This is a genomic window from Paenibacillus cisolokensis (assembly GCF_050481165.1).
GTDB lineage: Bacteria > Bacillota > Bacilli > Paenibacillales > Paenibacillaceae > Paenibacillus_AH > Paenibacillus_AH cisolokensis.
In genome coordinates, this window is the sequence record NZ_JBCNFP010000068.1 from 33,350 (window position 1) to 59,642 (window position 26,293).

Sequence of the window (26,293 nt, forward strand, 5' to 3'; positions counted from 1 at the left end):
CGGCATACCGGCGTAGATAGTTCATTCGAACCTATGGTATCATATAACATATTCGTAGAAGTTGATATGATGGAGGGAGTACCATTTCGAACGTCATCCTGAACGATGCCATGACGATGTTGCAAAAAACGAGCCGAACGTTCTACATTCCGATCAGCGGACTTGTCAGCGGTTTGCGGGAAGCCGTTTCATCCGGCTATCTGTGCATGAGAGCCATCGACGAAATCGAGGATCATCCGGAGCTGTCCGAGCCGTTGAAAGTGAAGCTGCTGCGGGGCGTTGATGCCGCATTCCGGTCGAATAATCTGGCCGCAGAAACGGAAACATTGTTCGCGCCGTACCGTGACAAGCTGCCCGAGGTCACGCTGCGGCTCCATGAATGGGCGGCGCTGTGCCCGGTCTCGATCGCGCCGACGGTATTTCGCTATACGGCCATGATGGCCGACCAGATGGCCGATTGGGCCGAACGGCAGTGGATCATCCGGACGGAAAGCGATTTGGACCGTTATACCTACAGCGTGGCGGGCATGGTCGGCGAGATGCTGTCCGAGCTATGGCTCTGGTTTGACGGGACGAAGACTGACCGGAATAAGGCGATCGCCTTCGGGAGAGGTCTGCAAGCCGTCAATATTTTGCGGAACAGGGCGGAAGATCTGGACCGGGGCGTAGATTTCTTTCCGAAAGGATGGGAATTCAAGGACATGCTTCAATATACGAAGCGAAATTTAAAAATTGCCGACGATTATATTGCGGATTTGAAGCAAGGTCCGGCCCTGAAATTTTGCAAAATTCCGTTGGCGCTCGCGCACGCGACAACGAAGCTGCTGTCTGCGGGAGGAAGCAAGCTGTCAAGGGATGCCGTTATGAAGATCGTGAGCCAGATCCGTTAATCCGAGGGAATGCAAGCCGCTGCTTCCGAAGCGCGGCTGTTTTTCATTTTATCAGCTTGTCAATCTCCCGCTCTTTTCATTATAATAAGTCAGTATTGATGAGAGAGCAGATGGCGCAGATATATAAATGCCATCATTAAGGGAGGGTGAACCATCTTGAATACGGCAACTGCGGCTGCGAGTCCGCAGGCAAAAGATTTGGGCAATGTCAAACGTCTGCCGATATTGATCTCGCTCGTTATCGGCGCTTTCTTCTCCATCTTGAACGAAACGCTGCTCAATATCGCGTTCGTCGATCTCACGATCGATCTGAATGTTTCGTACTCGACCATTCAGTGGCTGTCTACGGGATATATGCTCGTTGTCGGCATTCTGATCCCGGTGTCCGCGCTGCTCGTTCAATGGTTTACGACGAGGCAAATGTTTATCGGCGCGATGGTGCTGTTCACGATCGGCACACTCGTTTGCAGCGTCGCCCCGGCGTTTCCGGTGCTGCTGATCGGACGGCTCATTCAGGCGTTCAGCGCCGGACTGATGCTTCCGGTCATGATGAATACGATACTGGTTCTGTACCCGCCGGAGAAGCGGGGGGCTGCGATGGGCAGCATCGGGCTTGTCATCATGTTTGCGCCGACAATCGGTCCGACGCTCTCCGGTCTCATTCTCGATTCGCTCAACTGGCGCTGGCTGTTTTTGCTTGTGCTGCCTTTCGCGATTTTCTCGGTCGTGTTTTCGTTCATCTTTCTGAAAAATGTGACCGAGGTGACGAAACCGAAGGTTGACATATTATCGGTCGTCCTGTCCACGCTCGGATTCGGGGGTATCGTATTCGGTTTCAGCAATGCCGGCGAAGAACATGGCGGCTGGTCAAGCCCGCAAGTCTACCTGTCGCTGATCGTCGGCTCGGTCGCCCTGCTGCTGTTTATTTGGCGGCAGCTGAAATCGAAAAGCCCGATGCTTGATATGCGCGCGTTCAAGTCGCCGATGTTTACCTTGTCGACCGTTCTGATCATCATCGTGATGATGGCGCTGTTCTCTACGATGATGCTGCTGCCGATTCTGCTGCAGCAAGGCATGATGATGACGGCCTTCGCTGCCGGTCTTGTCATGCTGCCCGGCGGCGCGCTCAACGGTTTGCTGTCGCCTGTTACGGGCAAGTTGTTCGACCGGTTCGGCCCCCGGGCGCTCGTTATCCCGGGCACGATCGTACTGATCGTTGTCATGTGGCTCTTTACCCGCATCACCTTGACGACGCCGACGTCCACGATCATATTGCTGCACTGCCTGATGAGCGTCGGGTTGTCGATGATTATGATGCCGGCCCAAACGAACGGACTCAATCAGCTGCCGCCGAAATATTATCCGCACGGAACGGCGATTCTCAACACGCTGCAGCAAGTGTCCGGCGCGATCGGCGTCGCCTTCTTTATCAGCATCATGTCTGCGGGAACGAAAGACTATCTGGCCGGCTCTTCCGATCCGACGTCGCCGGCCGAAGCGGCTAACGCCCTGAATGCCGGAATCCACACTTCCTTCTTCGTCGGTCTGATCTTTGCCGTCGCCGCGTTCGTTCTCGCTCTCTTCATCCGCCGCGCGAAAGCGCCCCAACCGTAATCATCATGCAAAGCCGGAGCGGCTCTCCAGAACTTTCCAGCGAAGGTTCGGGAGAGCCGTTTTTATTCGGTCGCCGCTTGAGCCTGCCGGGACAGGAACAGACGCAGCCGCATTTTCATATTAATATCCAGGCTTGATATTAGGCTCAAAACCTAAATGGAGGCTTGCAGCATGGATGACTTTAAGAAAGATCTTGAACATTTGTATGTTGGCGATTTCAATGCCGGCGCGATGACGCCGCCGGAATGGCAGCCGTATCCCGAGGCCGCGGACTCGCGTCTTTGTATTGGCGTTTGTTTCTTTTGCGGCGGTTTCTGCGGCGGATGCGGCGGTTTCTGCGGCGGATGCGGCGGTTGTGCGCGCTGCGGCGGTTGTGCGCGCTGCGGAGGCTGTGCCCGTTGCGGCGGCTGCGCCCGCTGTGCCCGTTGCGGCGGCTGCGCGCACTGCCGTTAAGAATGCTTGTTGCGGCCTTTGCCCGGTTATCCGGCAAAGGCCTCTTACTTTTTCGCAAGTTGGACAATTTTCGTTACATACAGATGATAGAGGAATCATGCGTCATTAACGGCATTCGCCAAACGGGAGGGGTACGGTTTGGAACCCGAAGCGCGTCTGAAAGTAAAAGGAGATACGTTTTTTTTGCCTTTGTCGGACGGCGGCGTATATTTTCGCAACAATACCGGTTCGTTTCGCCTGGACGGCGATATGATCGACCGGTGGGTCGAGAAGCTGCTCCCGGTCCTGAACGGCCAATTTACGATGGAGGAGCTGACCGACGGGCTGCCGGAGCCGCACCGGAAGCGGATCTATGAAATTGCCGAGGTGCTGTGCAACAACGGATTCGCGCGAGACATCAGCCGGGACCGCCCGCATGCGCTGTCGGAGGCGGTCATGCGCAAGTACGCATCCCAGATCGAATTTCTCGACAGCTTCGGCGGATCGGGCGCCTACCGGTTTCAGAAGTTCCGGCAGGCCGGCGTGTTGGCCGCCGGCGCCGGAACGTTGCTGCAGTCGCTTGCAGCCGCTTTGCTGGAAGCGGGTTTGCCGCGGTTTCAATTGCTCGCGACGGATGGCGCAGCGGCGCATGTTGGCCGGATCGCCGAGTTGGAGGCGCGCGCCCGAAGCTCGGACGAAGAGGCTGTGGCCGTAAAGCTGGCGACGGCCGGCGCAGCGGAGCCGGACTGGCGGGAGCTTATCCGGCCGTTTGACTTTGTCATCTATGCAGCGGGCGGCGAAGACATCGAGCGGTTGCGGGCCGTCCATGCGGCATGCAAAGAGACGGGCAAGACGCTGCTTCCCGCTCTTTATTCGCGGCGCTCGGCTATGGCCGGACCGCTCGTCCGTCCTGGGACGGACGGCTGTTTCGAATCGGCCTGGCGCCGCGTGCACCGATCAGCATGGAACGCCGGGACCGGCCGGGAAACGGCTTCATCCGCCGCGGAAGCGGTGCTTGCGAACGTGCTCGCATTCGAGCTGCTCAAGTCCGCGGCGGAAGCGGACATACCGGAGCCCGTCGACCGCGTCTATTTGTTGAACGCGGAAACGCTGGAGGGCGGCTGGCATTCGTTCCTGCCGCATCCGCTTGCAAGCGGACCGCTGCCTGCGATCGAATGGACGGAGCCGCCGGAATTGCGGCCGGAATCGGGCGCCGGCGCAAGGGAAGCGGATGCGCTGATGACATTTTTCAGCGGCTTGACCTCGCCGAAGACGGGCATTTTCCATCGCTGGGAGGAAGGCGACTTGCCGCAGCTTCCGTTGGCGTTGTGCCGCGTTCAGGCGGCAGATCCGCTGGCGGAGGGGCCGGCCGCGCTGCTTGCCGAAGCGATCCGCTCCGGTCTCACCCATGAAGAAGCGCGCAGGGAGGCCGGACTGGCCGGCATCGAAGCGTACGTATCGCGCCTGGCCGAACCGTTCGTGCGGGCAAGGCCGGAGCATGCGGCGCAAGCCGGGCAGCGGCCCGGCACAGTCGGCGTCGGGGCGGGGGAGACGGCGGCGGAAGCGGTCTGCCGCGGGCTTCGCGCTTGTCTCGCCGAGCGGCTGCGCGGCCGGTTGGCGGACGGTCAGGCAGCCGTCCGTCCGGTCGAGCCCGGGAAGCTCGAAGACGGGCGGTGCCGGTTTTATTGGCGGGCCTTGACGACCATGCAGGGAACGCCAGTTATCGGTTTGGGCGAAGAGGAAGCCGGGTTTCCGGTCGTATGGATCGGCGCGCACCGAGGCTGGTATGCCGGCGTCGGTCTGAACCGGACGCTTGCGCTGCGCAGCGCCTTGCAGCAAGCGCTGCTCGAGGCGCAGCTCGGCGAGGACGCCGGTATAAGCCCGGCCTTGAACGCCGACGCCGTCCGGCTGACGGAAGCGGCGCCGCAGCAGATCGACATTGCTCCGTTCGATGAGGCGGAATACGGACAGCTTTTGCCGGAGGTCAGGCGGACGCTTGAACGGAATCGTATACAATGGCATGCCGCCGATCTGGCTGTCGAGCCGTTCCTGAAGGAAAGTCTGGGCGGCGTGTACGGCGTCTGGCTGCGAGAGGAGGGAGAACGTTGAACGCTTCCGTCGTCATTGCCGGCAATGGCTTGCTGGCCGATTATACGGCCGAAGAGCTGGAAAGCCGGTCCGGCTTCCATATCGTTCGGCTGACCGGCTTTGCCGAAGGCACAGACATGCCGGATGCGGCCGATCTGCTGCTCGTTCTGCATGACGGCTGGGCTCCGGCCGATCATCTTGCCGCGGAGGAGGCGAGCGTCAGGACAGGGACGCCCTGGCTGCGCGCCTTCGCCGCTTTCGGTGAAGGGATAGTCGGCCCGTTCGTGCGCCCCGGCAAGCCGGGATGCTCGCAATGCGCCGACAGCCGCCGTCTGCTGGCCGGTAGAGACCGCATGGAGATGTGGGAACTGCAACGGCGGGTAACGGCGGACCGCGGCGAAATTCCGAACGGCTGGGCATCCCGTCCCGCGCTGCGGCTGATGTCCGCCTTTCTGGCGGACGAAGCCGAAGCGGCCGTGCGGGGCCACAAGCCGCGGACGGAAGAGCGGATCGGTCTGTTCCAATTGCTGACCTTGCAGAACTCGTTTCACCGTTTCCTGCCCGATCCGCTTTGTCCGGTGTGCGGCAATCTGCCCGAAGACAGCGCCGACGGCGCCCGCATTGCGCTGAAGTCCAATCCGAAAGCAAGTCCGGACGTTTATCGCGTTCGGCCGATGGAAGAGCTGAAAGCCGTGCTAGCCGATCGGTACCTCGATCCGCGGACGGGATTTCTGAACGGAAGGGCGCTCGATCTCGTTTCGCCGTTTGCCGATGCGAGCGTCAATTTGCCGTTGCTGTCGGGCGACGAAGGGTGCGCCGGACGGACGCACAATTACGCGGACAGCGTGGTGACGGCCATACTCGAAGGAATCGAGCGCTATTGCGGGATGTCGCCCCGCGGCAAGCGGACGGCGGTGTATGCCAGCTACCGCGAGCTCAAGTCGGATGCGCTCGATCCGCTGCGGGTCGGCGTACACGCGAAGGAACAGTACGATCAGCCGGATTTCCCGTTCCAACCGTTCGATCCCGAGCAGCCGATCGACTGGGTATGGGGCTATTCTTTTTTGCAGGAGCGTCCCATACTCGTTCCCGAGCTGCTCGCCTATTACAGCACCGGCTGCGGCCATGGCTTTGTCTATGAGACGTCGAACGGATGCGCCTTGGGCGGAAGCCTCGAAGAAGCGATATTTTACGGCATACTGGAAGTGGTGGAACGGGATTCGTTTCTGATGACCTGGTACGGGCGGCTGCCGCTCCCGCGGCTTGATCCGGCTACCGCAGGCCCGGAGCTGGCGCTGATGGTTGAACGGGTAAAGGCCGTGGCGGGATTCGACATCCATTTGTTCGATTCGACGATGGAACACGGCATTCCGAGCGTATGGGCGCTCGCGAAGAACGCCGCCGGACGGGGGATCAACCTGATTTGCGCGGCAGGCGCGCACCCGGACCCGGTGCGGGCGGCCAAAGGAGCCGTTCATGAAATTGCGGGCATGCTGCTGACGCTGAACGACAAATTCGAGGCGCAGCGCGAGCGGTATGAACGGATGCTTGACGATCCGTTTCTCGTTGCCCAGATGGAGGATCATTCGATGCTGTACGGCCTGCCGCAAGCGGAGGAGCGGCTCGGCTTTCTGCTCGGCGGGAGCCGCCCGCAGCAACCGTTCTTCGAGCGGTATGCGCCAAGGGCCCGGCACGCCGATCTGACCGACGATCTGAACGATATGCTGAAAGCGCTCCGGCGGTTGCAGCTGGATGTCATCGTCGTCGATCAGACGACAGAGGAGACGAGAAGAAGCGGACTGCATTGCGTCAAAGTGCTCATTCCGGGTATGCTGCCGATGACGTTCGGCCATCGGCTCGTGCGGCTGGAAGGGCTGGACCGGGCGCTGCGGGTGCCGGCGGAGCTCGGCTATGTCCGGCAGCCGCTGACGGCTGCGCAGCTTAACCCTTATCCGCATCCGTTTCCGTAAATGGGATGCGGACGGTTCAGGGTCATGAAGGAGGTATCCGATGAATCCGGACGTTTTCCTCTACCGGCTGCAATATGAACCGCACAACGTGAAGCCGGCCGATTGGGAGCCGGATTGGGAGGATGCGCCGCTGCCCTACAAGCTGTATCGCGGGGCGCCCGCGTTTCCGCTGGACCGGCAGATGCCGGCGGCGCTGAATGCCGGCATCCGGTCCGCCAAGCCGGATTTGGCCACGATCGGCCGGCTTCTGTACTTCACATACGGGGTTGCGCAGCTGACGGAAAGCCCCGTCGCTTCCGTCTTCGCGGGGGATGCGCCGGCGACGATGGTGCAGCTTCGCCGTTACGTTCCTTCCGGCGGCGGGCTGTATTCGTGCGAGCTTTATATATATTTGAAGCTGGATGGATTGCCGGACGGCGTCTATCATTACGATGCGGCGCATCATCGGCTCATCCTGCTGCGGGAAGGAAATTTCGACGATTATGCGGGAAGGGCGCTGGGCGGCCGTATCCGCTTGGATTCCTGCTTCGGTGCGGTGTTCATATCGCCCGTCTATTGGAAAAACTTCTTTAAGTACCATAATTTCGCCTATCGGCTGCACGGATTGGACGCCGGCTTCCTGACCGGCCAGCTGCTGGAAGTATCGAAGCGGCTCGGCTTGTCGGCGCTCGTCTGCTTTCAGTTTCTGGACCTCGCCGTTAACCGGCTGCTTGGGCTGGATGCGGGGGAAGAAAGCGTGTATGCGGTCGTTCCGTTGTCGGCCGCGCCGATTGTCGTCCGGAACGGGGAAGAGAGCGAATATGTGACGGCGCCGGAATTGTGCCGCGAGCTGCCGGAAATTCGCCACGAGCAATATATCCGCTCGAGGCGCGTCGTCGCGTCGCCCGTGCTGGCCGCCCTTAACGCGGCATCCCGCATCGATTCCGCAGCGGCGTTCCGCCAGCCCGCAAGGGAGGCGAATGCCGGCCCCCATGACGCTGCTCCGGCCATCCCGCTTCCGCATGCGGCACGGCTCGGTTATGATTTGGCTGAAGTCAGCCGGAAGCGGTATTCGCCGGAGACGGAATTTACGCTGCAGCGGGTCGAGGCGTCCGCGCTCGCGGCGATTCTCCGGGAGACGGCCGTCTCCTATCCGTACCGGAACGATCTGAACGGAACGGAATGGCGCTTCGAGCCCCGCGTCTTCCTGTACGGCTGTTTCTACGGCGTGGAAGGGATACCGGACGGGGCTTATCGTTACGACAGCGCCATCCATGCGCTGAGGTGCGTACGGCCCGGGGATCATCGCATGCGATTGCAGAGCGGGATGAGCCTGCACAATCTCAATTTGCTGCAGGTGCCGTTATGCTTCCATGTCGCCGGGGAGCGGAACGGTCTGCGTATGCGGCTCGGCTTGCGAGGCTACCGCGTCCAGCAGATGGAAGCCGGCATGCTCGGGCAGCGCCTGCTGCTTGCGGCGACCGCGGCCGGCATGGCCGGACGACCGCTTCTCGGCTACGATGCGAAGCGCATCGACGCGCTTTACGGTATGGAAGCCGCCGGCGCGACCGGCCTCGTCCAGATTCCGGTCGGCCCGTGCCGCCGTAGCGCCCGGCTGACGGGGAGCCTGATCCGTTAACGGTGCGCGCGCACGATGCGCACATATTCCCGCGGCAGAAAGCGGGAGAGGCCGTCTTCCGCCCGGTCGCGATGATAGGAGTAGACCGTATGCCGGCCTACGGACGGCTGCGGCTGCAAGCTTTGCAGCCGCTCGTCCCGGTAATGCGCGTGAAGCAATCCGGCCCCGAACAGAAGGGTCAGAAACAATAGGACGCAAACGGCTGTTTTCAGTTTCAACAAGGGGATCGCTCCTTTCATTCAGAGTGATCTCCTATTTTTCCGCACTTTATGCCGCGAAGGGGAAATATGCTTTCGGATCTGAAAACATTTTGACAGCGACGCCGGTATCGCGATATAATCTTCATGTTGCTGCAAAATAGAATAGGTTTGAAATGGAGGAGTCTGCCAAAAGCGGGCTCCTTTTGTCTTTTTTCGGAATCCGGGCCGAAAATGATGCGGAGAATTACATGAAATTGGAAAAACTATTAGAAAAAAGGTGTCGGTTAAGGGGGAAAAAGGGTTGTCTGTTTTGCATGCCGCAATTATCGTTCCATTCATCTTTGCCGCCGTCGTGCCGTTATTGTCCCGGTTGCTGCGCGGCATACATGCCGGCTGGCTCGTGCTGCCGGCGCCGGCGGGATTGTTCGCCTTTATGGTCAGCCGGGTTCCGTCCGTGCAAAACGGGGAAACGGTCGAGCGGACGGTATCCTGGATTCCGTCGCTCGGCATTGACTTCACCGTTTACCTGGACGGGCTCAGTCTGCTGTTCTCCCTGCTCATAACCGGAATCGGTTCGCTTGTCGTGCTGTATTCCGTCTTTTATATGGACCGGCACAAGGAGCCGACCCGCCACTTCTACTTCTACTTGCTGATGTTCATGGGCGCCATGCTCGGCGTCGTCCTGTCCGACAATGCGATCGTGCTGTACGGCTTCTGGGAACTGACGAGCGTTTCCTCGTTTCTGCTGATCGCCTTCTGGCATTATCGCGAACGGTCGCGGTACGGCGCGCTGAAATCGATGCTGATTACCGTGTTCGGCGGATTGTCGATGCTTGCCGGCTTTATTCTGCTTGCCGTAATGACCGGCTCGTTCAGCATCCGCGACATGATCGGCGGCGCGGGTCAGCTTGCCGACCATGCCTTGTTCGTTCCGGCGATGATTTTGCTGCTGCTGGGCGCCGTGACGAAATCGGCCCAATTCCCGTTCCATATCTGGTTGCCGGACGCGATGGAAGCGCCCACCCCGGTCAGCGCTTACTTGCATTCGGCCACGATGGTGAAGGCCGGCCTGTATCTCGTCGCCCGCTTCAGCCCGGTATTTGCCGGCCATGCCGCATGGTTCTGGCTTGTCACCGCGATCGGACTGGCGACGCTGCTGTACGCTTCCTTCCGGGCGATCAAGCAGACGGATCTGAAAGCGATGCTCGCATACTCGACGGTCAGCCAGCTCGGGCTGATCATGAGCTTGCTCGGACTCGGCTCGGCGTCCGGCTATGCCGCCGGAACGCACGACTCGCTGCTGTATACGTATGCCATCACAGCCGCCGTCTTTCATCTGTTCAATCATGCGGTGTTCAAAGGCGCGCTCTTTATGGTCGTCGGCATTGTCGATCACGAGACCGGGACGCGCGATATCCGCAGGCTGGGCGGCTTGATGCCGGTCATGCCGATCACGTTCTCCGTCGCGCTCATCGGTACGTTCTCGATGGCGGGACTTCCGCCGTTAAGCGGCTTCCTGAGCAAGGAAATGTTCTTCACCGCCGTGCTGAACGTGACGAAGATGGACTTCTGGAACGTCGGCGCCTGGAGCGCTCTCATTCCGGCATTGGCGTGGATCGCGAGCATTTTTACATTCGTCTACAGCATGCTGCTGCTGTTCAGGACGTTCTCGGGCAGGCGCAAGCCCGAACCGTTGCCGAAACAACCGCATGAAGCGCCGCTTGGCATGCTCGTTCCGCCGGTCGTTCTCGCTTCGCTGGCTGTCGCGTTCGGCCTGTTCCCGAACCTGTTATCCTATACGTTGATCGAGCCCGCGATGGCCGCCATTTTGCCGGAATTGCTGGAGCCCGGAGACCGGTTCGCCGTATCGATTTCGTTCTGGCACGGCTGGACGACCGAATTGTTCATGACGATCGGCGTCGTAGCGCTCGGCATTGCCGTCTACATGCTGCACGGCCGTGTCCCTGCGCTGCACGGCGCCGTCATCCGGCGCATATCGCTCAACGGGATCTACGACGGGATGATTCGTTCGATGGAGAATGGGGCCCGCCGTCTGACCGGCGCATACATGACCGGATCGGCGCGGCATTACGTCATCTATATTTTCGCTTTCTTCATCGCGGCGCTGGCGGCCGCACTGGCCGGGGCGGGGGAGATCCGCTTCGACATGTCGGGATTTGCGCCGATGTCGCTGTACGAAGCGGTCATTATGGCCGCGCTCGTCATCTCGGTTCTGGCCATACCGTTCGCAGGTTCGCGCATGACGGCGATCATTTTGACGGGGATGTCCGGCTATATGGTGACGCTGTTCTTCGTCATCTTTCGCGCTCCGGACCTGGCGCTGACCCAGATGATCGTCGAAACGGTGTCGGTCGCGCTGTTTCTGCTCTGCTTCTATCATTTGCCGAAATTGAAAAAGGAACGCTTGCCGCTTCGTTTCAAGCTGTCCAACGCCGTCATTTCCATCGGCGTCGGCGTTGTCGTGACGCTGGTTGCGCTGGCCTCCCTCGGCGGACGGTCGTTCGATACGATCGCCGATTATTATACCGACGCAAGCTATAAGCTCGCCGGCGGCAAAAACGTCGTCAACGTCATCCTCGTCGACTTCCGCGGTTTCGATACGCTGCTGGAAATTACCGTGCTCGGCATCGCTTCGCTCGGCATCTATTCGCTGATCAAGCTGACAGCCGCAAACGGCGGCGGCGGGAAAGCGCAAAGGGACAGGGCATCGGTCAGGCACAACCTGTATCTGCCGAGCGGCAACGACGTCATTTTGCGGACGATCTCGAAGGCGGTCATGTTCGTCATTCTGATTTTCTCGTTCTTCCTGCTGCTGGCGGGACACAACCATCCGGGGGGCGGGTTCATCGGCGCCCTGATGAGCGCCTCCGCGCTCGTCCTGCTGGCGATGGCTTTCGGCATGGAGGCGACGGAGCGGACCGTACCGGTCAATTTCCGCAAGGTAACGGCCGTCGGCCTGACGGTGGCGCTGCTGACGGGCATCGGCTCGTTCTTCTTCGGCGCGCCGTTCCTCAGCCACGCATTCGGCCATTTCCAGCTTCCGCTGCTTGGCGATACCGAGCTGGCGACCGCCATGCTGTTCGACTTCGGCGTCTATCTCGCCGTTCTTGGCGTGACGATGACGATCATCTTTTCGATTGGGAGGGATAAATAGCCGTGGAACTGTTTATGGCCGTGACGATTGGCGTGCTGTTCGCCGTCGGCGTCTACCTCATGCTGTCCAAAAGTTTGCTGCGCATCATCCTGGGCACGTCGCTCCTGACCCACGGCGTCCATCTGCTGCTGCTCACGATGTCCCGATTGAAGACGGGGGCGGCGCCGCTGCTCGGCGAGCAAGCGGACCGCTACACCGATCCGCTGCCGCATGCGCTCATTCTGACGTCGATCGTCATCAGCTTTGGCGTGACATCCTTCTTCTTCGTGCTGGCATACAAGGCTTATCAGAAGCTGGGCACCGACAACATGGAGGAGCTCAAGGGGGAAGACCATGAATAATGCGCTCGTTGTCCCGCTGATCGTTCCGCTTGTGACGGCGATCGTCCTGATCTTTCTGAAAAACCGCATTCCCGCACAGCGCGCGGTCAGCGCCGCAAGCGTCGCGGCGAATGCGTTGGCCGCGGCCTTCATCGTCTATCAGGTAAACGACCGGGGAATTCAAACGCTGCATATGGGGGGCTGGATACCGCCCTACGGCATCGTATTCGTGGCCGATATGCTGGCCGCCTTGCTCGTTCTCGCGACGACGGTGATCGCCGGCGCCTGTCTGCTGTACGCCTTCCGGACGATCGGCGAGCAGCGGGAGCGCCATTACTTTTATCCGTTGTTCCAATTTCAGCTGACCGGCGTCATCGGCTCGTTTCTGACCGGCGATATATTCAATCTGTTCGTCTGCTTCGAGGTCATGCTCATTTCGTCGTACGCGCTGCTCGTGCTCGGCGGCACGAAGCGGCAGCTGCGGGAAACGTTGAAGTATATGCTGATCAATATCATTTCGTCCAGCTTGTTCGTCGTGGCCGTCGCTTATTTGTACGGCGCCGTCGGGACGCTCAATATGGCGCATTTGGCGGTTCGAGTCGCCGAGGCGGGACAGGGCGGCGTCCTGTCCGTGATCGCGCTCCTGTTCATGATCGTATTCGCCCTGAAGGCCGGGCTGCTGCTGTTCTTCTGGCTGCCCGGTTCCTACAGCGCGCCGCCGGCGGCGATCGCCGCGCTGTTCGGCGCCCTGCTGACCAAGGTCGGCCTGTATGCGCTGCTTCGCACCTTCACGCTTATCTTCTACCACGATCCCGGCATGACGCATGCCTGGATCGCCTGGATGGCGGGGGCGACGATGGTGCTGGGCGCGATCGGAGCGGTCGCTTACACCGACCTCCGCAAGGTGCTGAATTACAATGTTATCATCAGCGTCGGATTTATCGCCTTCGGCATCGCGGTGTCCAACGAAAATGCCCTGGATGGCGTCGTCTTCTACCTGCTGCACGATATGATCGGGAAGGCGCTTATGTTTTTCCTCGGCGGCATGATCATCGCTTTCGCCGGGACGGCGCAATTGAAAGATATGGGCGGCTTTATAAAGCGTTATCCGGCCGTCGGCTGGATGTTCTTCGTGATGGCGCTGGCGCTCGCCGGCATTCCGCCGCTGAGCGGCTTCACCGGCAAGCTGCTGATCGTGCGGGGCGGGCTGGAGGAAGGCGGAGGCGGTTATGCGCTGGCGGCGATCGGCCTGGCGACCAGCCTGATCGTGCTGTACTCGCTGATCAAGGCGTTCATGAGCGTTTTCTGGGGGGAAGAGAAAATCGTATCCGCGGATACGGTCTCTCCGCCGAAAACGGCTTACGCGGCGGCCGCCTCGATGCTCCTCCTCGTCATCCTGATCGGACTCGGCTCCGAATGGGTGTATGCGTTCGTGGCGCAGGCGGGAGACGTGCTCGCACAGCCGGGGCTTTACATTGATGCCGTATTGAAGGAGCAATGATCATGGCGCTGCAAATTTTATTGAATTTCATTCTCGCTTTCGTATGGATGTTTCTGAATGACGACTGGTCGTTCCCGCGGTTCGCGGCAGGGTATCTGATCGGCCTTACGTTCATCGCCATCTTGCGCCGGTTCTGGCCGCATGATTTTTATGTCCGCAAGCTGTGGGCCGTCGTAAAGCTGCTGGCGCTGTTCGCGAAGGAACTGTTCATTTCCAGCATCGCGGTGCTCCGCCATATCGTCAGCCCGAAGCTGAATATCCGGCCGGGCATCTTCGCCTTCCGGACGGAGCTGAGGTCGGATTGGGAAGTTACGGTGCTGTCATGCCTGATCTGCCTGACGCCGGGAACGCTGACGCTGGAGGTGTCCGGGGAAGGGGATGTGCTGTACATTCATGCGATGGACATCGACGATGCGGAGAAGCTCGGCGAACAAATCAAAGGGACGTTCGAAAAGGCGATTATGGAGGTGACGCGGTCATGATCAACCATCTGCTGACAGCGGCGCTCGTCATTTTGTCGCTGGCCGTCTTCGGCTGCATGTACCGTCTGGTCAAAGGGCCTTCCATGGCCGACCGCATTGCCGCGATCGATACGATCGGCATCAATCTGCTGTCGATGATCGCGGTGATCTGCATGCTGTTCAGGACGAGCGTCTATTTCGATATCATTTTGATGATCGGCATTTTGACGTTTATCGGAACGACCGCGTTCGCAAGATTCATCGAAAGGGGCGATGTCATTGAGCACGGAAACGATGAGCGCAATCGGTGAGCTGCTGCTCGGCATGCTCGTATTGGCCGGGGCGGCGCTCAGCGCTCTTAGCGCATTCGGAATGATCCGGCTGCCGGACGTATACTTGCGATCGCATGCCGCGACGAAAAGCGCGACGCTCGGAGTGCTGTTCATTCTGCTTGGCGCGTTCCTCTATTTTGCGTTCTATCTGGATCATATCAGCGCCAAGCTGCTGCTCGGCATCGCGTTCGTATTCGCGACGGCGCCGGTGGCAGGCCATCTGAACGGCCGCGCGGCCTATCGTTCGGGCGTCTCCTTGTGGGAACGAAGCGTACAGGACGACCTGAAGGCGGCGCTGAAGAAGGAGAAGCGGGAGGCGGGAAGGTAGCGGAATAGATTGCCGGCATGCGAGGCCGCCAGGAAGCCGCTGAAATCCGAACGAAAGACGGCCGATCCGGATTCGGAAGGAAAGGTCGTCTTTTTGCTGTTGCAAAAGGACTGATCTTCATCGTTTGACGCTCGGGCGGTACGCAAATCTTCTTGACGAATACTGGAAATCGGTATAAATTGACGCAGTAGACATCGAACGACCGATTGGGAGGGAGTGAGCGCGGATGCTTCGCCGATTTTTTTCCTATTACCGTCCGTACAAAGGGCTGTTCCTGCTGGATTTCAGCTGTGCGGTGATTGCCGGGCTGCTGGAGCTGGCCTTTCCGATCGCCGTCAGCAAGTTTATCGACGAGCTGCTGCCGAGCCAGAACTGGACGATTATTGTGCTGGCCTGCATCGCACTGCTGGCCGTCTATGCATTGAATACGGTTTTGAACTACGTGGTCACGTACTGGGGGCATATGCTCGGCATCAACATCGAGACGAATATGCGGGAGAAAATGTTCGCTCATATTCAGAAGCTGTCGTTCCGCTTTTTCGACAACAACAAGACGGGCCACCTGATCGGCCGGATTACAAACGATTTGAACGACATCGGTGAAATGGCCCATCACGGACCGGAAGACGTGTTCATTGCCGTGATGACGCTCGTCGGCTCCTTCACGCTCATGGCCTATATCAATTGGGAGCTGGCGCTGCTGACGTTTCTGATCGTCCCGCTGATGGCCTGGCTCATCATCGTGTACGGCGGCCGCATGACCAAAACGTACCGGCGGCTGTTCGGCGATGTCGGCAATTTCAACGCGCGGATCGAAGATAACGTCGGCGGCATGCGCGTCGTTCAGTCGTTCGCCAACGAACAACACGAGAAGAAGCTGTTCGCGATCGACAATCAGCGTTACCGCGAGACGAAGCTGCTGGCCTACAAGACGATGGCGAAGAGCATCTCGGTCACCTATATGATGATGCGCCTCATTACGGTATTCGTCATGATTTGCGGCGCCTGGTTTTTCATTCGGGGGAAAATCGCGATGGGCGAATTTATGGCGTTCTTGCTGCTGTCGAACATCTTCTTCCGGCCGATCGAAAAGATCAACGCCGTCATCGAAAGCTATCCGAAAGGGATCGCCGGCTTCAAGCGCTACCTGGAAATTATGGATACGGAGCCGGAAATCGCGGATGCGCCGGACGCGATCAAGCTCGATTCGGTGCGGGGAGATATCCGGTTCGAAAATGTGTCGTTCGGGTACGACGCCAACCGCAAAGTATTGCGCAATATCAACCTGTCGGTGAAGGCGGGGGAGACTGTCGCGTTCGTGGGCCCTTCCGGCGCGGGCAAGACGACGATCTGCAGTTTGCTGCCGCGGTTTTACGAAGTGGATGAGGGCAGGATCACCATCGACGGCATCGATATCCGCCGCATTCAGCTGCAATCGCTGCGAAAGCACATCGGCATCGTTCAACAGGACGTCTTCCTTTTCTCCGGCACGATACGCGACAATATTGCGTACGGGGATCTGAACGCGACGGATGAACAGATATGGGAGGCGGCACGCCGGGCGTCGCTGGATTCATTTATCCGGCAGCTACCGGACGGCATGGACACCGTGATCGGCGAACGGGGCGTCAAGCTGTCGGGCGGTCAGAAGCAGCGGCTGTCGATCGCCCGCATGTTTCTGAAAAACCCGCCGATCCTCATTCTCGACGAGGCGACTTCCGCGCTGGATACCGAAACCGAGGCGATGATCCAGCAGTCGCTCGCCGAGCTGTCGGCAGGCCGTACGACGCTCGTCATAGCGCACCGGCTTGCCACGATCAAAAATGCGGACCGGATCATCGTGGTCGGCGAGAACGGCATCGCGGAGCAGGGCAGCCATAAGGAGCTTGTCGCTTCCGGCGGCGTATATAGCAGGCTTCACGAAGCCCAATACAGCCATTGACCGGCGTCAGGCCGGCTAAACGGGCTACGGGGCTGCGATACCATCGCCATCCTGATATTCTCGACAGCATCGCGCCTGATGGAAAACTCGACTATTTGCAGGTATCGAAGTGAAAATTTTTGTTATTTTTCGTCGAAGGAACAGGAAAAGAACGGTACGCGGCGAACAAAAATAGTGTGAAGCGGTTTGAGACTGTATAGGAGGGATCAGGAGAAGATGAGAGTAGCCATTGTGGGCTGCGGGACGATGGGAACGGTCCATACCCGAAATCTGGCGCGGATGCCGGACGTTCAGGCGGCCGGCGTTTGCGACCAGGACGCCGAACGGGCGGCGGCAGCAGCCGCGATCGCGGGAACTGCGGCTTATACCGAGCTGGACGAATTGCTGGACAAGGAACGACCGGAAGCGGTGATCGTTTGCCTTCCGACATACTTGCACAAGGAGACGGTAATCCGGCTCGCCGAACGGGGCATTCACGTCATTTGCGAAAAGCCGGCGGCGTCGACGCTGGAAGACGCACGCGACATGGAGGCGGCTTGCCGAAAGCACGGCGTTCGCCTGTTTATCGGTCATGTCGTCCGTTTCTTCCCGAACTACCGGAATGCCGCCGAACATGTACAAGCCGGAGCGATCGGCAAAGTCCGAATGGGCCACTTCAAGCGGCACGGCAGTTTCCCGCGCGGATGGGATTTATGGTACCACGACCGGGAGAGGAGCGGCGGTGTCATTATGGACTTGATGATTCACGACATCGATTTCGCCCGCTCCGTATTCGGCGAGGTGGAATCGGTATATGCGCGCATTACGCCGCCGTCTGTCTCGAAGCTGGAATACGCGCAAGTGACGCTGAAATTTGCCGGAGGAGCGGCGGCCAACCTGACCGCCTTCTGGGGCTACAACGGTCCGTTCACGACCCAGTTCGAAATTGCCGGCGACGACGGAATTATCCGGTTCGACAGCAATCAGGTGCAATCGTTCGATCTCAAAACGAGCGCCGAGACCGGAGAGCAAGCGGCGGTGCAAGTTCCACAAAGCCCGATGCTGCGGGATCCGTATTATGATGAGGTGCAGCATTTCATTCAATGCATCCGGACCGGAACGGAGCCGCTCGTCACGATCGACGACGCCTGCAAGGCGGTCGAAATTGCGCTGGCCGCCGAACGTTCCGCCAAACTCGGGCAACCCGTCGCATTGGAGGTGGCGCCGCGATGAACAAGGTTAAAATCGGATTTATCAGCTTCGCACATATGCATGCCGCAAGCTATTTGCATGCCATGCTGCAGCGCGACGACGTCGAGATCGTCGGCATTGCCGACGAGGATGCCGAGCGCGTCCGGCCATTTACAGAGCCGAACGGCATTGCGTATTATGCCGATTACGATCAGCTGCTGGCGCAGCCGCTGGATGCGGTCGTTATCTGCTCGGAGAATGCGCGCCATGCCGAAATGACGCGCAAAGCGGCCGAAGCCGGCAAGCATGTGCTGTGCGAGAAGCCGCTCGGCATCTCCGAAGAGGAGATGCTCGGCATGATCGAGGTATGCGAGGCTAACGGGGTGCAACTGATGACGGCGTTCCCTTGCCGCTTCCTTACTTCCGTCATCGAAGCCAAACAGGCGATCGACGAAGGCCGCATCGGCGAAATTCTCGCCATGAAAGGGACGAATCGGGGCACGATGCCCGGCGGCTGGTTCATAGACCCGGCAAAATCCGGCGGTGGCGCGGTGCTCGATCATACCGTTCACGTCATGGACCTGATGCACTGGTTCACCGGAAGCGAAGCGGAGGAAGTGTACGCATTTGCCGAAACATGGTTCCACGATACCGACATCGACGATGCCGGCCTGGTCCATGTCAAGTTCCGCAACGGGGTGTTTGCCGTCCTCGATCCGAGCTGGTCGCGAACGCGCAGCTTCCCGACCTGGGGCGATGTGACGCTGGAAGTGATCGGCACGAAAGGGACGATCGCGATCGACGCTTTCGCCCAGAAAATCGACGTCTACAGCAACAAGAGCGGCAAAGGGCAGTGGAGCTACTGGGGAGACAGCATGGACCAGGAGATGGTCGACAGCTTCGTCGAATCGATCAAGAACGGCAAACCCGTGGCCGTAACGGGTAGAGACGGCTATTTGTCCGCCCGCGTCGCGCTGGCCGCATACGAATCCGCCCGCGCCGGCGCTCCGGTCAAGCTGTAGCAGCGGACGGCAGGAGCGATAAGCGGCAGTTAAAAAGGAACCTGCAAAGGCCCGAATCGGCATAAAGGCCCCGCATCGGCAACAAAAGTCGGTGCGGGGCTTTGCGTTTCGTTCCTGTTCGCTATATTTCGACGAAATTTTACTTCATTTATAGTTAATAAGGTTAAATATAAATATAATTAAATTAAAGTGTCGAGAAAGGGCGATGAATGCGGAGAACGTTGTATTCGAATAGCGGACATGACGTTACAGATAAGGACGTTTTGCTTGAATCCTGTCGCCACAAGATGCGTATAACCGAGTGTATCATTCAATTCTAACAAAAGGGGGGGGGGCGTTCATCGTGTCTCTTATCGGATTGGCCGGATTGTTTTTCATTATGATTCCACTGTTGATTCATATTTCGCTCGGGGTATGGGTTTACCGGGACGCGCGGCGGAGAGGGAGGAGCGCGGAATATGCCATCGTTGCCCTGTTGGCCGTCCTGATGTTTCCCGTCGTCGGCATTATCGTCTATTTGTTCATTCGTTACGATTAGTCTCTGCGCGGGACGAAATCGTCAAGCACCGTTGGCGTTCTGTCGATGCGATGCGGCCGGTCGCGCCGTCATGCCCGGAAAGAAAGTCGGGCACTAGCCCCGGGCCGCGCTCAGACCGGCGATTTCGCGCAATATCCGGCGCTTCATCCGTTCGACGGCGCCGAAGTCGGTCGCTGCCGCATAAATGCGCTTCAGCTCGTCATGGAGCGACTTGGCTTCGGCGAGGCAAGCGATCGAAGCCTTCATTCTGGCGCTGTACCGCTCCTTGATATCGTCAAGCGCTTCGGCATACGCTTCGTCCGTTCCCGGTTCGATGCAGCGCTCGTACATATCGACAATTTCATCGGTCGGGCGGTCCGGGAAGTATTCATGCGGCGCCGTACTGTCGAACACCGCGATGCCGAGCTCACGCAGGACGACCATGTCGAGGCTGTTCGGATCGAAGCCGCAATGGTAGATTTCGACGTCGAACCCCCGGTCGACCGCTTCGGCGGCGAGCTTCTTCAGCAGCGTAGACTTCCCGGAACCGGCCCGGCCTTTGATAAAATAGCGTTTGGCAAGCCCTTCCGTTAAATTCGGAACGAAGTCGACGGCGCCGAGCGGCGTGGCCGCTCCCAGAAACCGGCGGTCGACCCGGCTTTTTCGGTCCCGCTTCCGATCGCCGAAGAGCTCGCGGGAAAACGCTGCGGTCAGTTCATCGGCCGCCTGAAAATTCATTTTGCCTATATAAATCGCTTCCCACTCGTCATGAATGCGGAGCGCCTCGGCGAAGCCGTCGTATGCGCGTTCATAGGCGTTGCGGATTCCGGCGTACAAGCTCGCGATCTCCGATTTCCGTTCCCCGAGCCGGGCGGTATCCCAGGCTTCGCCCAGGTTGACGTATTGTTCGACAACGCCCGGCAACCGCGGCTCGATGACGCGCGGCGCCGTCCCGTCGACGATGGCGACCGACAGGGCGGGAACGATGACGCCGTCAAGCGAACCGTTATCGGAAGCGCAATGGATAGACCATATGTCGTGCCCGGCACTCGCCAGCTCATCTCCGATTTCCTGAATGATGCCCGATTTCCCGGTTCCCGGCCCGCCTATTAAAATGTATACCCGGTCCAGCCCTTGCAGCGATGAATCGAACAGGCTGACAAAACCGCGAGCGGTATTGCCGCCTGCATAGAAGTTCAGGACGTTTCCAGCCATCTCACTCTCACACCTTTCCAGGCATTTGTCACGGTTGTTTCTTTCATCCTATTATGGCCTGCTTGAAATGGTGCATGGCACATTCGGGAGCGGCAACGATCATCGTACAGCTTACGCCATGCAACTTTGCGACGCGCCAATGCGCCAATGCCGATCCCGTACGCCCCGAACAGATCTTTGGTATAATGAACGTACACTTTTTCACTGTAAGGAGGGCGTCATGACTTGGTTGGCTGCACAGCCTTATTACAAGGTGCAAAGGGAAGTCAGCGGCTTGAAGCAGAAGACGGTCGTCCATGATCGCACCATGTACCTGTATCCGGATAAAATTGCGACGGAGCGGCGGCAATTTCCGATCGGAGACGTATTCGACATGTCCTACCGCAAAATGGGAGGGGAGGGGGGCATGCTCTATTTTCACACGAAACAGGGCGTATACTCCTACATGGTGAAGGACGACCCGCGGAATTTTATCGGAGCGTTCAAGGAACTGGTTGCCGGAAAATAGGGGCCGAGCGGCAAACAGAAGCTGGACGGCGCTCACCAGCAGCCATACGCCGATCACTTCGATTGCCTGAAGCTTGCCTCCGAGACCGAGGCCCCAACCATAGAAGACGATATAACACGATGTATTAAAAAATCAAAGAAGAAGTTTATAATAGAGCTATGCCCAAAATCGTAGATCATGAAAAACAAAGACGGCGTGTCGCCGAAGCGGCGATGCGGATTATACGTCGGGGCGGACTCGAACAGGCGAGCGTCCGCAACATTGCAGAGGAAGCAGGCTTGTCCGTCGGATCGATGCGCCATTATTTCGCCAGCCAGGCCGAGCTGTTCGCGTATTGCATGAATCTGTTTCTGGTTCAGATCGAAGAGCGGATCAAAGCGATGAAATTCGACGGTCCGTTATTAACCGTATTGAAGCAGCTCATTTTTCAATTTTTGCCGGTGGACGAAGAGCGGAGAACGGAAATGGAGGTGTGGTTTACTTTTAACGCCAAGACGCTTGTCTATCCGGAGTTGAAAGAGCTGAGCGACGACATATACAAAAACTTGTTGAACATTTCCGGAATGGTGATCGATCAGCTGATTGCCCATAAATTGGCCAAGCCCGGGCTCGATGCCGACATCGAGCGGGAGAAGCTGTATGCGCTGATCGACGGGTTGGCGATTCACAGCATGCTGCGGCCCGATGTGCTGACGCCCGACCGGCTTGAAACCATTATCGACCAGCATCTGCAATCGCTGTGCGGGGAAGCTCCGGAGTCCCCGGCCTGAATCGGATGATCGCGCCGTTCAGGCGAGATGCGGCAAAATTCGCGAGACGGGAGTGAAGATCAGTATGGCTGTTTATATCGCGCTGTTGCGCGGCATCAACGTAGGCGGAAAACATGTCGTCAAGATGGCCGAGTTGAAGCGTCTGTTCGAAGAGCTGGGTTGCAAACGGGTGGAAACCTATATCCAAAGCGGAAACGTTCTGTTCGAGTCCGATGAAGCGGAAGCCGAATTGCGCCGGAAGCTGGAACGCGGCTTCGAGGCGGCGTTCGGCTTCTTCTCGAGCATCATTCTCCGGACATCGGCGGAATGGAAGGCGATTATCGCCGGCTGCCCGTTCACGGAACAGGAGATCGCGGAGGCGGAAGCATCCTCGGACGTTGAATGCCAGTACGCCGCAATGCTGCCGGAACCGCCAGGATCGGACGACATCGCGCGTCTCGAGACGCACCGAAGCGAAAACGAGACATATCGAATCGCGGGACGAGACGTGTATCTGCTCTTCCGCAACAACGGCATCCGCAATTCGAAGCTTGCGAACCAATTGCAAAAGCTGAGCGTTCCGGCGACGGTGCGCAACTGGAAAACGATGAACAAGCTGGCCGCTCTTGCGGAAGCGCTGGAAAGGTGACGGACCCGCAGGTGTGGGGCCATCCGTCGGACAGCGGCCCGGCGATCAAGGCGAATGAACGGAACCGCATCGCCGATTTATACCGATTGAGTTTACAAAACAAAAATTATGTAAACTCACTCACACCAAAATAGATTTAAAATTTCTGATCGGTTGACATATCAACAATCTCGGTGCTATTGGACCGAGTTTGAACACGGCGGCCATCTTGCCGCAATGGAGGTGCCGGATTTGCTGGTGCAGGACCTGCGTACCTTCTTCAGAAGATTCCGAAATGGGGAGTTAAAATAGAACGGTTTGCTTTGTGCTGTGCCAATCGAAAAGCTGCTGTAAATCCGAAGGCAAGGGGCTGCTTTCTCCGGCATGCCTCTTGCCTTTCAATTGGCTTAAAAGTTAACATAACATAAATGATGTAAACCGAATGGAAAAACCGACCTCACAGCAGTTCATTGCACGCTGTTCAACATCTTTAAGCCATAGTCGGGGTCCTCGAGCAGCGGCCGTCCGATCGCAACGGCATCGGCCAGGCCGTCGCGGAGAATGCGGTCAGCCAAGCTGCGGGTGCGGATGCCGCCGACGGCGATGACGGGGACCCGCAAATGCTGCTTGATGATCGCCGCGTCAGGCAACTGATAGACGGGATGAACATCAGCCGGCTCTACGGGAAGCAGTCCGCCGGACGAGACGTCGACTGCATCGATAAGTCCTTCCGCTTCGAGCGGCTGCAGCATAAGCGCCAGCTCGCGAGGCGTCAGACCTCCGACCACGTAATCGGTCGAAGAGACGCGTATCATAACCGGGTAGCCGCTGCCGGTTTCGGAGCGGATGGCGGCGAGTACGTCGCGCAAAAATTTCGTTCGGGCAAGAGGCGTTCCGCCGTATGGATCGTTGCGGCGATTGGAGAGCGGCGACAGAAACTGATGAATGAGGAAACCGTGCGCCGCATGTACTTCAATTTAGTCGAAGCCCGCGGCCAAGCTCCGTTTTGCGGCAAGCCGGTAATGCTCGATCATGGTTTCGATTTCGGAAACCGTCAGTTCCGCCGGCATGCCGTAGGCAGCGTCGTAAGGTATCGCGCTTGGCGCGATCAGCCTGCTCGTCACTTCCGGCGCCGATTTTCTTCCGCCGTGGGATAGTTGTACATAGATCGGGGTCTGCCCGGCATGCACGGCATCGGTCACCCGTTTCAGTTTCTCGACATGACGTTCGGAGTAAATGCCGATATCGTTCGGCCACAGTCTGCCGTTATCCGATACTGCTGTCGATTCTACGATCATAAGACCGATTCCTTTCGCCCTCCGTCTGTAATGCTGGATGTGATGCTCGGTTGCCAGCCCTTCCGGCGTACCTTTATACTGCTGCATAGGGGCCATCACAAGCCGGTTGCGAATCGTAGCACGGCCGATGGCGAGAGGGGTTTCCAGAGACAGCGATACTGCCGCAATCAAGGTTATCACTCCTTCGGTATCCGTTTGAATGACATTTTATAAGGTTGCGGCTATCATTTACATAGATAAAAAGCGAAGAACAGACGGAAATTATTATGTATCTAAGTTAAAATGGAATAACTACCTTTAAAAATAAAGGAGGTGCTCCGTTATGGACCAAATCGACCGTAAAATTTTATCGTTGCTGCACGAGAACGCGCGCATGTCGGTCGCCGAAATCGGCCGGACTATCGCGATGACGCAGCCGGCCGTTGCCGAGCGAATTCGCAAGTTGGAGGAACAAGGAATTATCGCCGGCTACAAGGCTGTTCTATCGCCCAAGAAGCTCGGAAAGGATGTTACGGCGTTTGTACTGTTCAAGACGGGCAACTGCGCGGAATTTCAGCAGTTCATTTCAAATTCTCCCGATGTGGCGGAATTGTACCGGATCAGCGGAGAATACAATTTCCTGATGAAAATCGTGACCGAATCGATGGACACGTTGATCGCGTTCCTCGATACGTGCAGCCCGCACGGTTTTTCCTCGACGATGATCGTCCTTTCGGCGGCCATTGAGCATAAGTCGCTGATCGCTGGGGTAGATGGTTAATGATCGGTTCAAACCGGCCTTCACGGTTCTATAATAGTTAGAACTGGTCGAAACGTTCGTTCCGCTGTTAACATGAGCTTAAGCGATTATGCTTCAATGAACAGCGAATCGGGAGGGGAACGGGATGCTTCACTATCAATGGGCTCGAACCTGCTCCTATATAGTCTCCAAACTTGTCGGTGCCGGCGGCGTCTTTTTCGGTTTTATCGTTTCGACGAACGGGATGGACTTGTATCAATGGTCGGAAGCGGCAAGGCAATTGCCGTTATGGTACATGTTCTACGTGTATGCCGTCCTGTATTCGATGGCGGCGGACTTCTTGCTGCGAAATCGGCCTTTCTCTCCACTGAAAATCTTTCTTATGCTTTTTCTATACATTTTGGGCGGATTTGCTCCGTTCGTGCTCCTCATGCATACAGATCCATTCGGGGTTATCATTGCGGGAACGGTGGGGAGCGTTTGCGCTGTGGCCTTTTGGGGAATATCCGCTTTATCGGCTCGACATTGGCCTTATAATGCAGCGGCAGCTCTGCTGCTGCTCGGTTTTCTTCTTATTTTGGCATACGGGGATTTTACGACAACACGGCAATGGGAGGAATCGCGCACCGACACGTCATATAAAGCGGAGTTTGCGTATTTTCACGGGAAGAAGGAAGTGCCGATCGAGCTTCGGAAAGGCCAGACGCTGCAAGTCAAGTTCGAGTGGAACCATTCGAACGGCGGAGGTTACGGCTGGCATATCCGGGACGAGAAGGGCGATTATGTCGCCCTCAAAGAAACCGGAGATCAAGCGTTTAAGTTCCAGGCGGATGAGGATGGAACATACCGTATTGTCATCACTGGCGATCGGCTGCAAGGATCGGTTGCCATCCTGTGGAAGATCGAAACGGGGGAATAAATGTTCGCCCCTCGCTGGAACTCGCTTTATCCCGCGTAAATGTCCAGTTTTTTAAGAAATGCGCTCCTTCTCCGTTCATGTCCGAGAACTTTTGGAAAATCGCGTTCAATTTGCAATTTGTCCTTCGGGCTCTTTTTATCGTAATGTTCAACGAGTTTGCACATTCCTCTCGGAAAGCGAAGCAGTATTTTGAGCAGCTGATAATCGGATCGGTTTAATTTGTAAACCTTCTGATATCCCGATTGGGCGATAGCGAAATTCCAGTTATGATCTTTGCAGGAATTGAAGATAAGCCTGTAAAGATCGTATGTGCGCAAATCCAACCGCAGCGTTTCGAAATCGATCAAATACATACCTTTTCTGGTTCGAATAATATTGGTCGGACCGCAGTCCCCGTGGCATAAAGTAGCTGCCGTTTTCCGGCAAATCGACTTGTAATCACTGTTTCTCAATGAACGCATAGAAGCTCTCGCCATTTGTAAAATTTCGCCGCCGTGCGTCTGCAGCATGCGGTCGAGCGGACTGTGAAATCCGTTTCTCTTCGCTTTGCGAATGACTCTTAGCAGCGTATTGTATTCTTCCCGGAGATAGGAAGGCCATTTTCCCATCATATTTTGTCTGCCGGATTTTGGAATCTTTATCCTAAATTTCGAAAGC

General features: G+C 57.8%; 24 protein-coding genes and 2 pseudogenes. 21 read left to right on the plus strand and 5 right to left on the minus strand.

The genetic code is table 11. The annotated features are described in order from the left end of the window. The first annotated feature begins 110 nt into the window (after positions 1-110). From ABEV74_RS12095 to ABEV74_RS12120, 6 genes are all read left to right on the plus strand, one after another. Positions 111-890, plus strand: coding sequence for a squalene/phytoene synthase family protein (locus ABEV74_RS12095; protein ID WP_430146303.1), 780 nt, complete (start codon positions 111-113; stop codon positions 888-890). Between the two features lie 156 nt (positions 891-1,046). Further along, positions 1,047-2,504, plus strand: coding sequence for an MDR family MFS transporter (locus ABEV74_RS12100; protein WP_430146305.1), 1,458 nt, complete (start codon positions 1,047-1,049; stop codon positions 2,502-2,504). A gap of 171 nt (positions 2,505-2,675) precedes the next feature. Further along, a complete protein-coding gene (locus tag ABEV74_RS12105) occupies positions 2,676-2,957 on the plus strand; it encodes a hypothetical protein (protein ID WP_430146306.1) in 282 nt (93 codons plus the stop codon). A gap of 138 nt (positions 2,958-3,095) precedes the next feature. Continuing rightward, positions 3,096-5,045, plus strand: a complete 1,950-nt coding sequence (locus tag ABEV74_RS12110; RefSeq protein WP_430146308.1) for a putative thiazole-containing bacteriocin maturation protein — start codon at positions 3,096-3,098, stop codon at positions 5,043-5,045. Beyond that, positions 5,042-6,994 carry a TOMM precursor leader peptide-binding protein gene (locus ABEV74_RS12115; protein WP_430146309.1) on the plus strand — a complete coding sequence of 651 codons (1,953 nt, stop codon included), beginning with the start codon at positions 5,042-5,044 and terminating at the stop codon, positions 6,992-6,994. The genes ABEV74_RS12110 and ABEV74_RS12115 overlap by 4 nt, the downstream gene beginning before the upstream one ends. A 40-nt stretch (positions 6,995-7,034) precedes the next feature. Beyond that, positions 7,035-8,612 (plus strand): SagB family peptide dehydrogenase, encoded by a 1,578-nt coding sequence (locus ABEV74_RS12120; RefSeq protein ID WP_430146310.1) that lies wholly within the window; start codon positions 7,035-7,037, stop codon positions 8,610-8,612. On the opposite strand, the gene ABEV74_RS12125 is transcribed toward ABEV74_RS12120, so the two are convergent. After that, positions 8,609-8,851, minus strand: a complete 243-nt coding sequence (locus tag ABEV74_RS12125; protein WP_430146311.1) for a hypothetical protein — start codon at positions 8,849-8,851, stop codon at positions 8,609-8,611. The two genes, ABEV74_RS12120 and ABEV74_RS12125, sit on opposite strands and share 4 nt — an antisense overlap. Positions 8,852-9,113: 262 nt before the next feature. Here ABEV74_RS12125 and ABEV74_RS12130 point away from each other — a divergent pair, with 262 nt between their 5' ends. The 10 genes from ABEV74_RS12130 (at position 9,114) to ABEV74_RS12175 (ending at position 19,601) form a co-directional block, all read left to right on the plus strand. Beyond that, positions 9,114-11,987, plus strand: coding sequence for a Na+/H+ antiporter subunit A (locus ABEV74_RS12130; protein WP_430146313.1), 2,874 nt, complete (start codon positions 9,114-9,116; stop codon positions 11,985-11,987). Between the two features lie 2 nt (positions 11,988-11,989). Beyond that, positions 11,990-12,328 (plus strand): Na(+)/H(+) antiporter subunit C, encoded by a 339-nt coding sequence (locus tag ABEV74_RS12135; RefSeq protein ID WP_280515281.1) that lies wholly within the window; start codon positions 11,990-11,992, stop codon positions 12,326-12,328. Continuing rightward, positions 12,321-13,808, plus strand: a complete 1,488-nt coding sequence (locus ABEV74_RS12140) for a Na+/H+ antiporter subunit D (RefSeq protein WP_430146314.1) — start codon at positions 12,321-12,323, stop codon at positions 13,806-13,808. The genes ABEV74_RS12135 and ABEV74_RS12140 overlap by 8 nt, the downstream gene beginning before the upstream one ends. Before the next feature lie 2 nt (positions 13,809-13,810). Beyond that, positions 13,811-14,290, plus strand: coding sequence for a Na+/H+ antiporter subunit E (locus ABEV74_RS12145; RefSeq protein WP_062493095.1), 480 nt, complete (start codon positions 13,811-13,813; stop codon positions 14,288-14,290). Further along, complete coding sequence (locus ABEV74_RS12150; RefSeq protein ID WP_430146316.1) at positions 14,287-14,580, plus strand: Na(+)/H(+) antiporter subunit F1; 294 nt, start codon at positions 14,287-14,289, stop codon at positions 14,578-14,580. The genes ABEV74_RS12145 and ABEV74_RS12150 overlap by 4 nt, the downstream gene beginning before the upstream one ends. Beyond that, positions 14,564-14,929 (plus strand): monovalent cation/H(+) antiporter subunit G, encoded by a 366-nt coding sequence (mnhG, locus tag ABEV74_RS12155; protein WP_430146338.1) that lies wholly within the window; start codon positions 14,564-14,566, stop codon positions 14,927-14,929. Before ABEV74_RS12150 ends, mnhG begins: the two co-directional genes overlap by 17 nt. A 226-nt stretch (positions 14,930-15,155) precedes the next feature. Beyond that, positions 15,156-16,871, plus strand: a complete 1,716-nt coding sequence (locus tag ABEV74_RS12160; RefSeq protein WP_430146318.1) for an ABC transporter ATP-binding protein — start codon at positions 15,156-15,158, stop codon at positions 16,869-16,871. Between the two features lie 216 nt (positions 16,872-17,087). Then, positions 17,088-18,083: a Gfo/Idh/MocA family protein gene (locus ABEV74_RS12165; protein WP_430146320.1), complete on the plus strand. Its 996-nt coding sequence runs from the start codon at positions 17,088-17,090 to the stop codon at positions 18,081-18,083. Then, positions 18,080-19,063, plus strand: a complete 984-nt coding sequence (locus tag ABEV74_RS12170; protein WP_062493091.1) for a Gfo/Idh/MocA family protein — start codon at positions 18,080-18,082, stop codon at positions 19,061-19,063. Before ABEV74_RS12165 ends, ABEV74_RS12170 begins: the two co-directional genes overlap by 4 nt. 343 nt (positions 19,064-19,406) lie before the next feature. After that, the gene (locus ABEV74_RS12175) at positions 19,407-19,601 is read left to right on the plus strand and encodes a hypothetical protein (protein WP_430146322.1); all 195 of its coding nucleotides are present in this window, start codon (positions 19,407-19,409) and stop codon (positions 19,599-19,601) included. Positions 19,602-19,694: 93 nt separating this feature from the next. Here ABEV74_RS12175 and ABEV74_RS12180 read toward each other — a convergent pair whose 3' ends face one another. Continuing rightward, the gene (locus tag ABEV74_RS12180) at positions 19,695-20,795 is read right to left on the minus strand and encodes a PRK06851 family protein (protein ID WP_430146324.1); all 1,101 of its coding nucleotides are present in this window, start codon (positions 20,793-20,795) and stop codon (positions 19,695-19,697) included. 220 nt (positions 20,796-21,015) lie between these two features. On the opposite strand from ABEV74_RS12180, the gene ABEV74_RS12185 reads away from it, so the two are divergent. Continuing rightward, on the plus strand, positions 21,016-21,303 hold the full coding sequence (locus tag ABEV74_RS12185) for a hypothetical protein (RefSeq protein ID WP_430146325.1): 288 nt from the start codon (positions 21,016-21,018) through the stop codon (positions 21,301-21,303). A gap of 21 nt (positions 21,304-21,324) precedes the next feature. Here the strand turns inward: ABEV74_RS12185 and ABEV74_RS12190 are convergent. Continuing rightward, a pseudogene (locus tag ABEV74_RS12190) lies at positions 21,325-21,414 on the minus strand (hypothetical protein); the annotation flags it as partial. 47 nt (positions 21,415-21,461) lie between these two features. Here ABEV74_RS12190 and ABEV74_RS12195 point away from each other — a divergent pair. Then, positions 21,462-22,073, plus strand: coding sequence for a TetR/AcrR family transcriptional regulator (locus ABEV74_RS12195; RefSeq protein WP_430146326.1), 612 nt, complete (start codon positions 21,462-21,464; stop codon positions 22,071-22,073). 64 nt (positions 22,074-22,137) lie between these two features. Next, a complete protein-coding gene (locus ABEV74_RS12200) occupies positions 22,138-22,701 on the plus strand; it encodes a DUF1697 domain-containing protein (RefSeq protein WP_430146328.1) in 564 nt (187 codons plus the stop codon). 446 nt (positions 22,702-23,147) lie between these two features. Here the strand turns inward: ABEV74_RS12200 and ABEV74_RS12205 are convergent. Beyond that, positions 23,148-24,158 (minus strand): annotated as a pseudogene (locus ABEV74_RS12205) (oxidoreductase). 142 nt (positions 24,159-24,300) lie between these two features. On the opposite strand from ABEV74_RS12205, the gene ABEV74_RS12210 reads away from it, so the two are divergent. Together ABEV74_RS12210 and ABEV74_RS12215 are read left to right on the plus strand one after the other, a co-directional pair. Then, on the plus strand, positions 24,301-24,738 hold the full coding sequence (locus ABEV74_RS12210; protein ID WP_430146329.1) for an Lrp/AsnC family transcriptional regulator: 438 nt from the start codon (positions 24,301-24,303) through the stop codon (positions 24,736-24,738). Positions 24,739-24,862: 124 nt separating this feature from the next. Further along, positions 24,863-25,636, plus strand: coding sequence for a hypothetical protein (locus tag ABEV74_RS12215; RefSeq protein WP_430146330.1), 774 nt, complete (start codon positions 24,863-24,865; stop codon positions 25,634-25,636). A gap of 26 nt (positions 25,637-25,662) precedes the next feature. On the opposite strand, the gene ABEV74_RS12220 is transcribed toward ABEV74_RS12215, so the two are convergent. Then, positions 25,663-26,247, minus strand: a complete 585-nt coding sequence (locus ABEV74_RS12220; protein WP_430146332.1) for a phosphotransferase — start codon at positions 26,245-26,247, stop codon at positions 25,663-25,665. Positions 26,248-26,293: the final 46 nt, after the last annotated feature.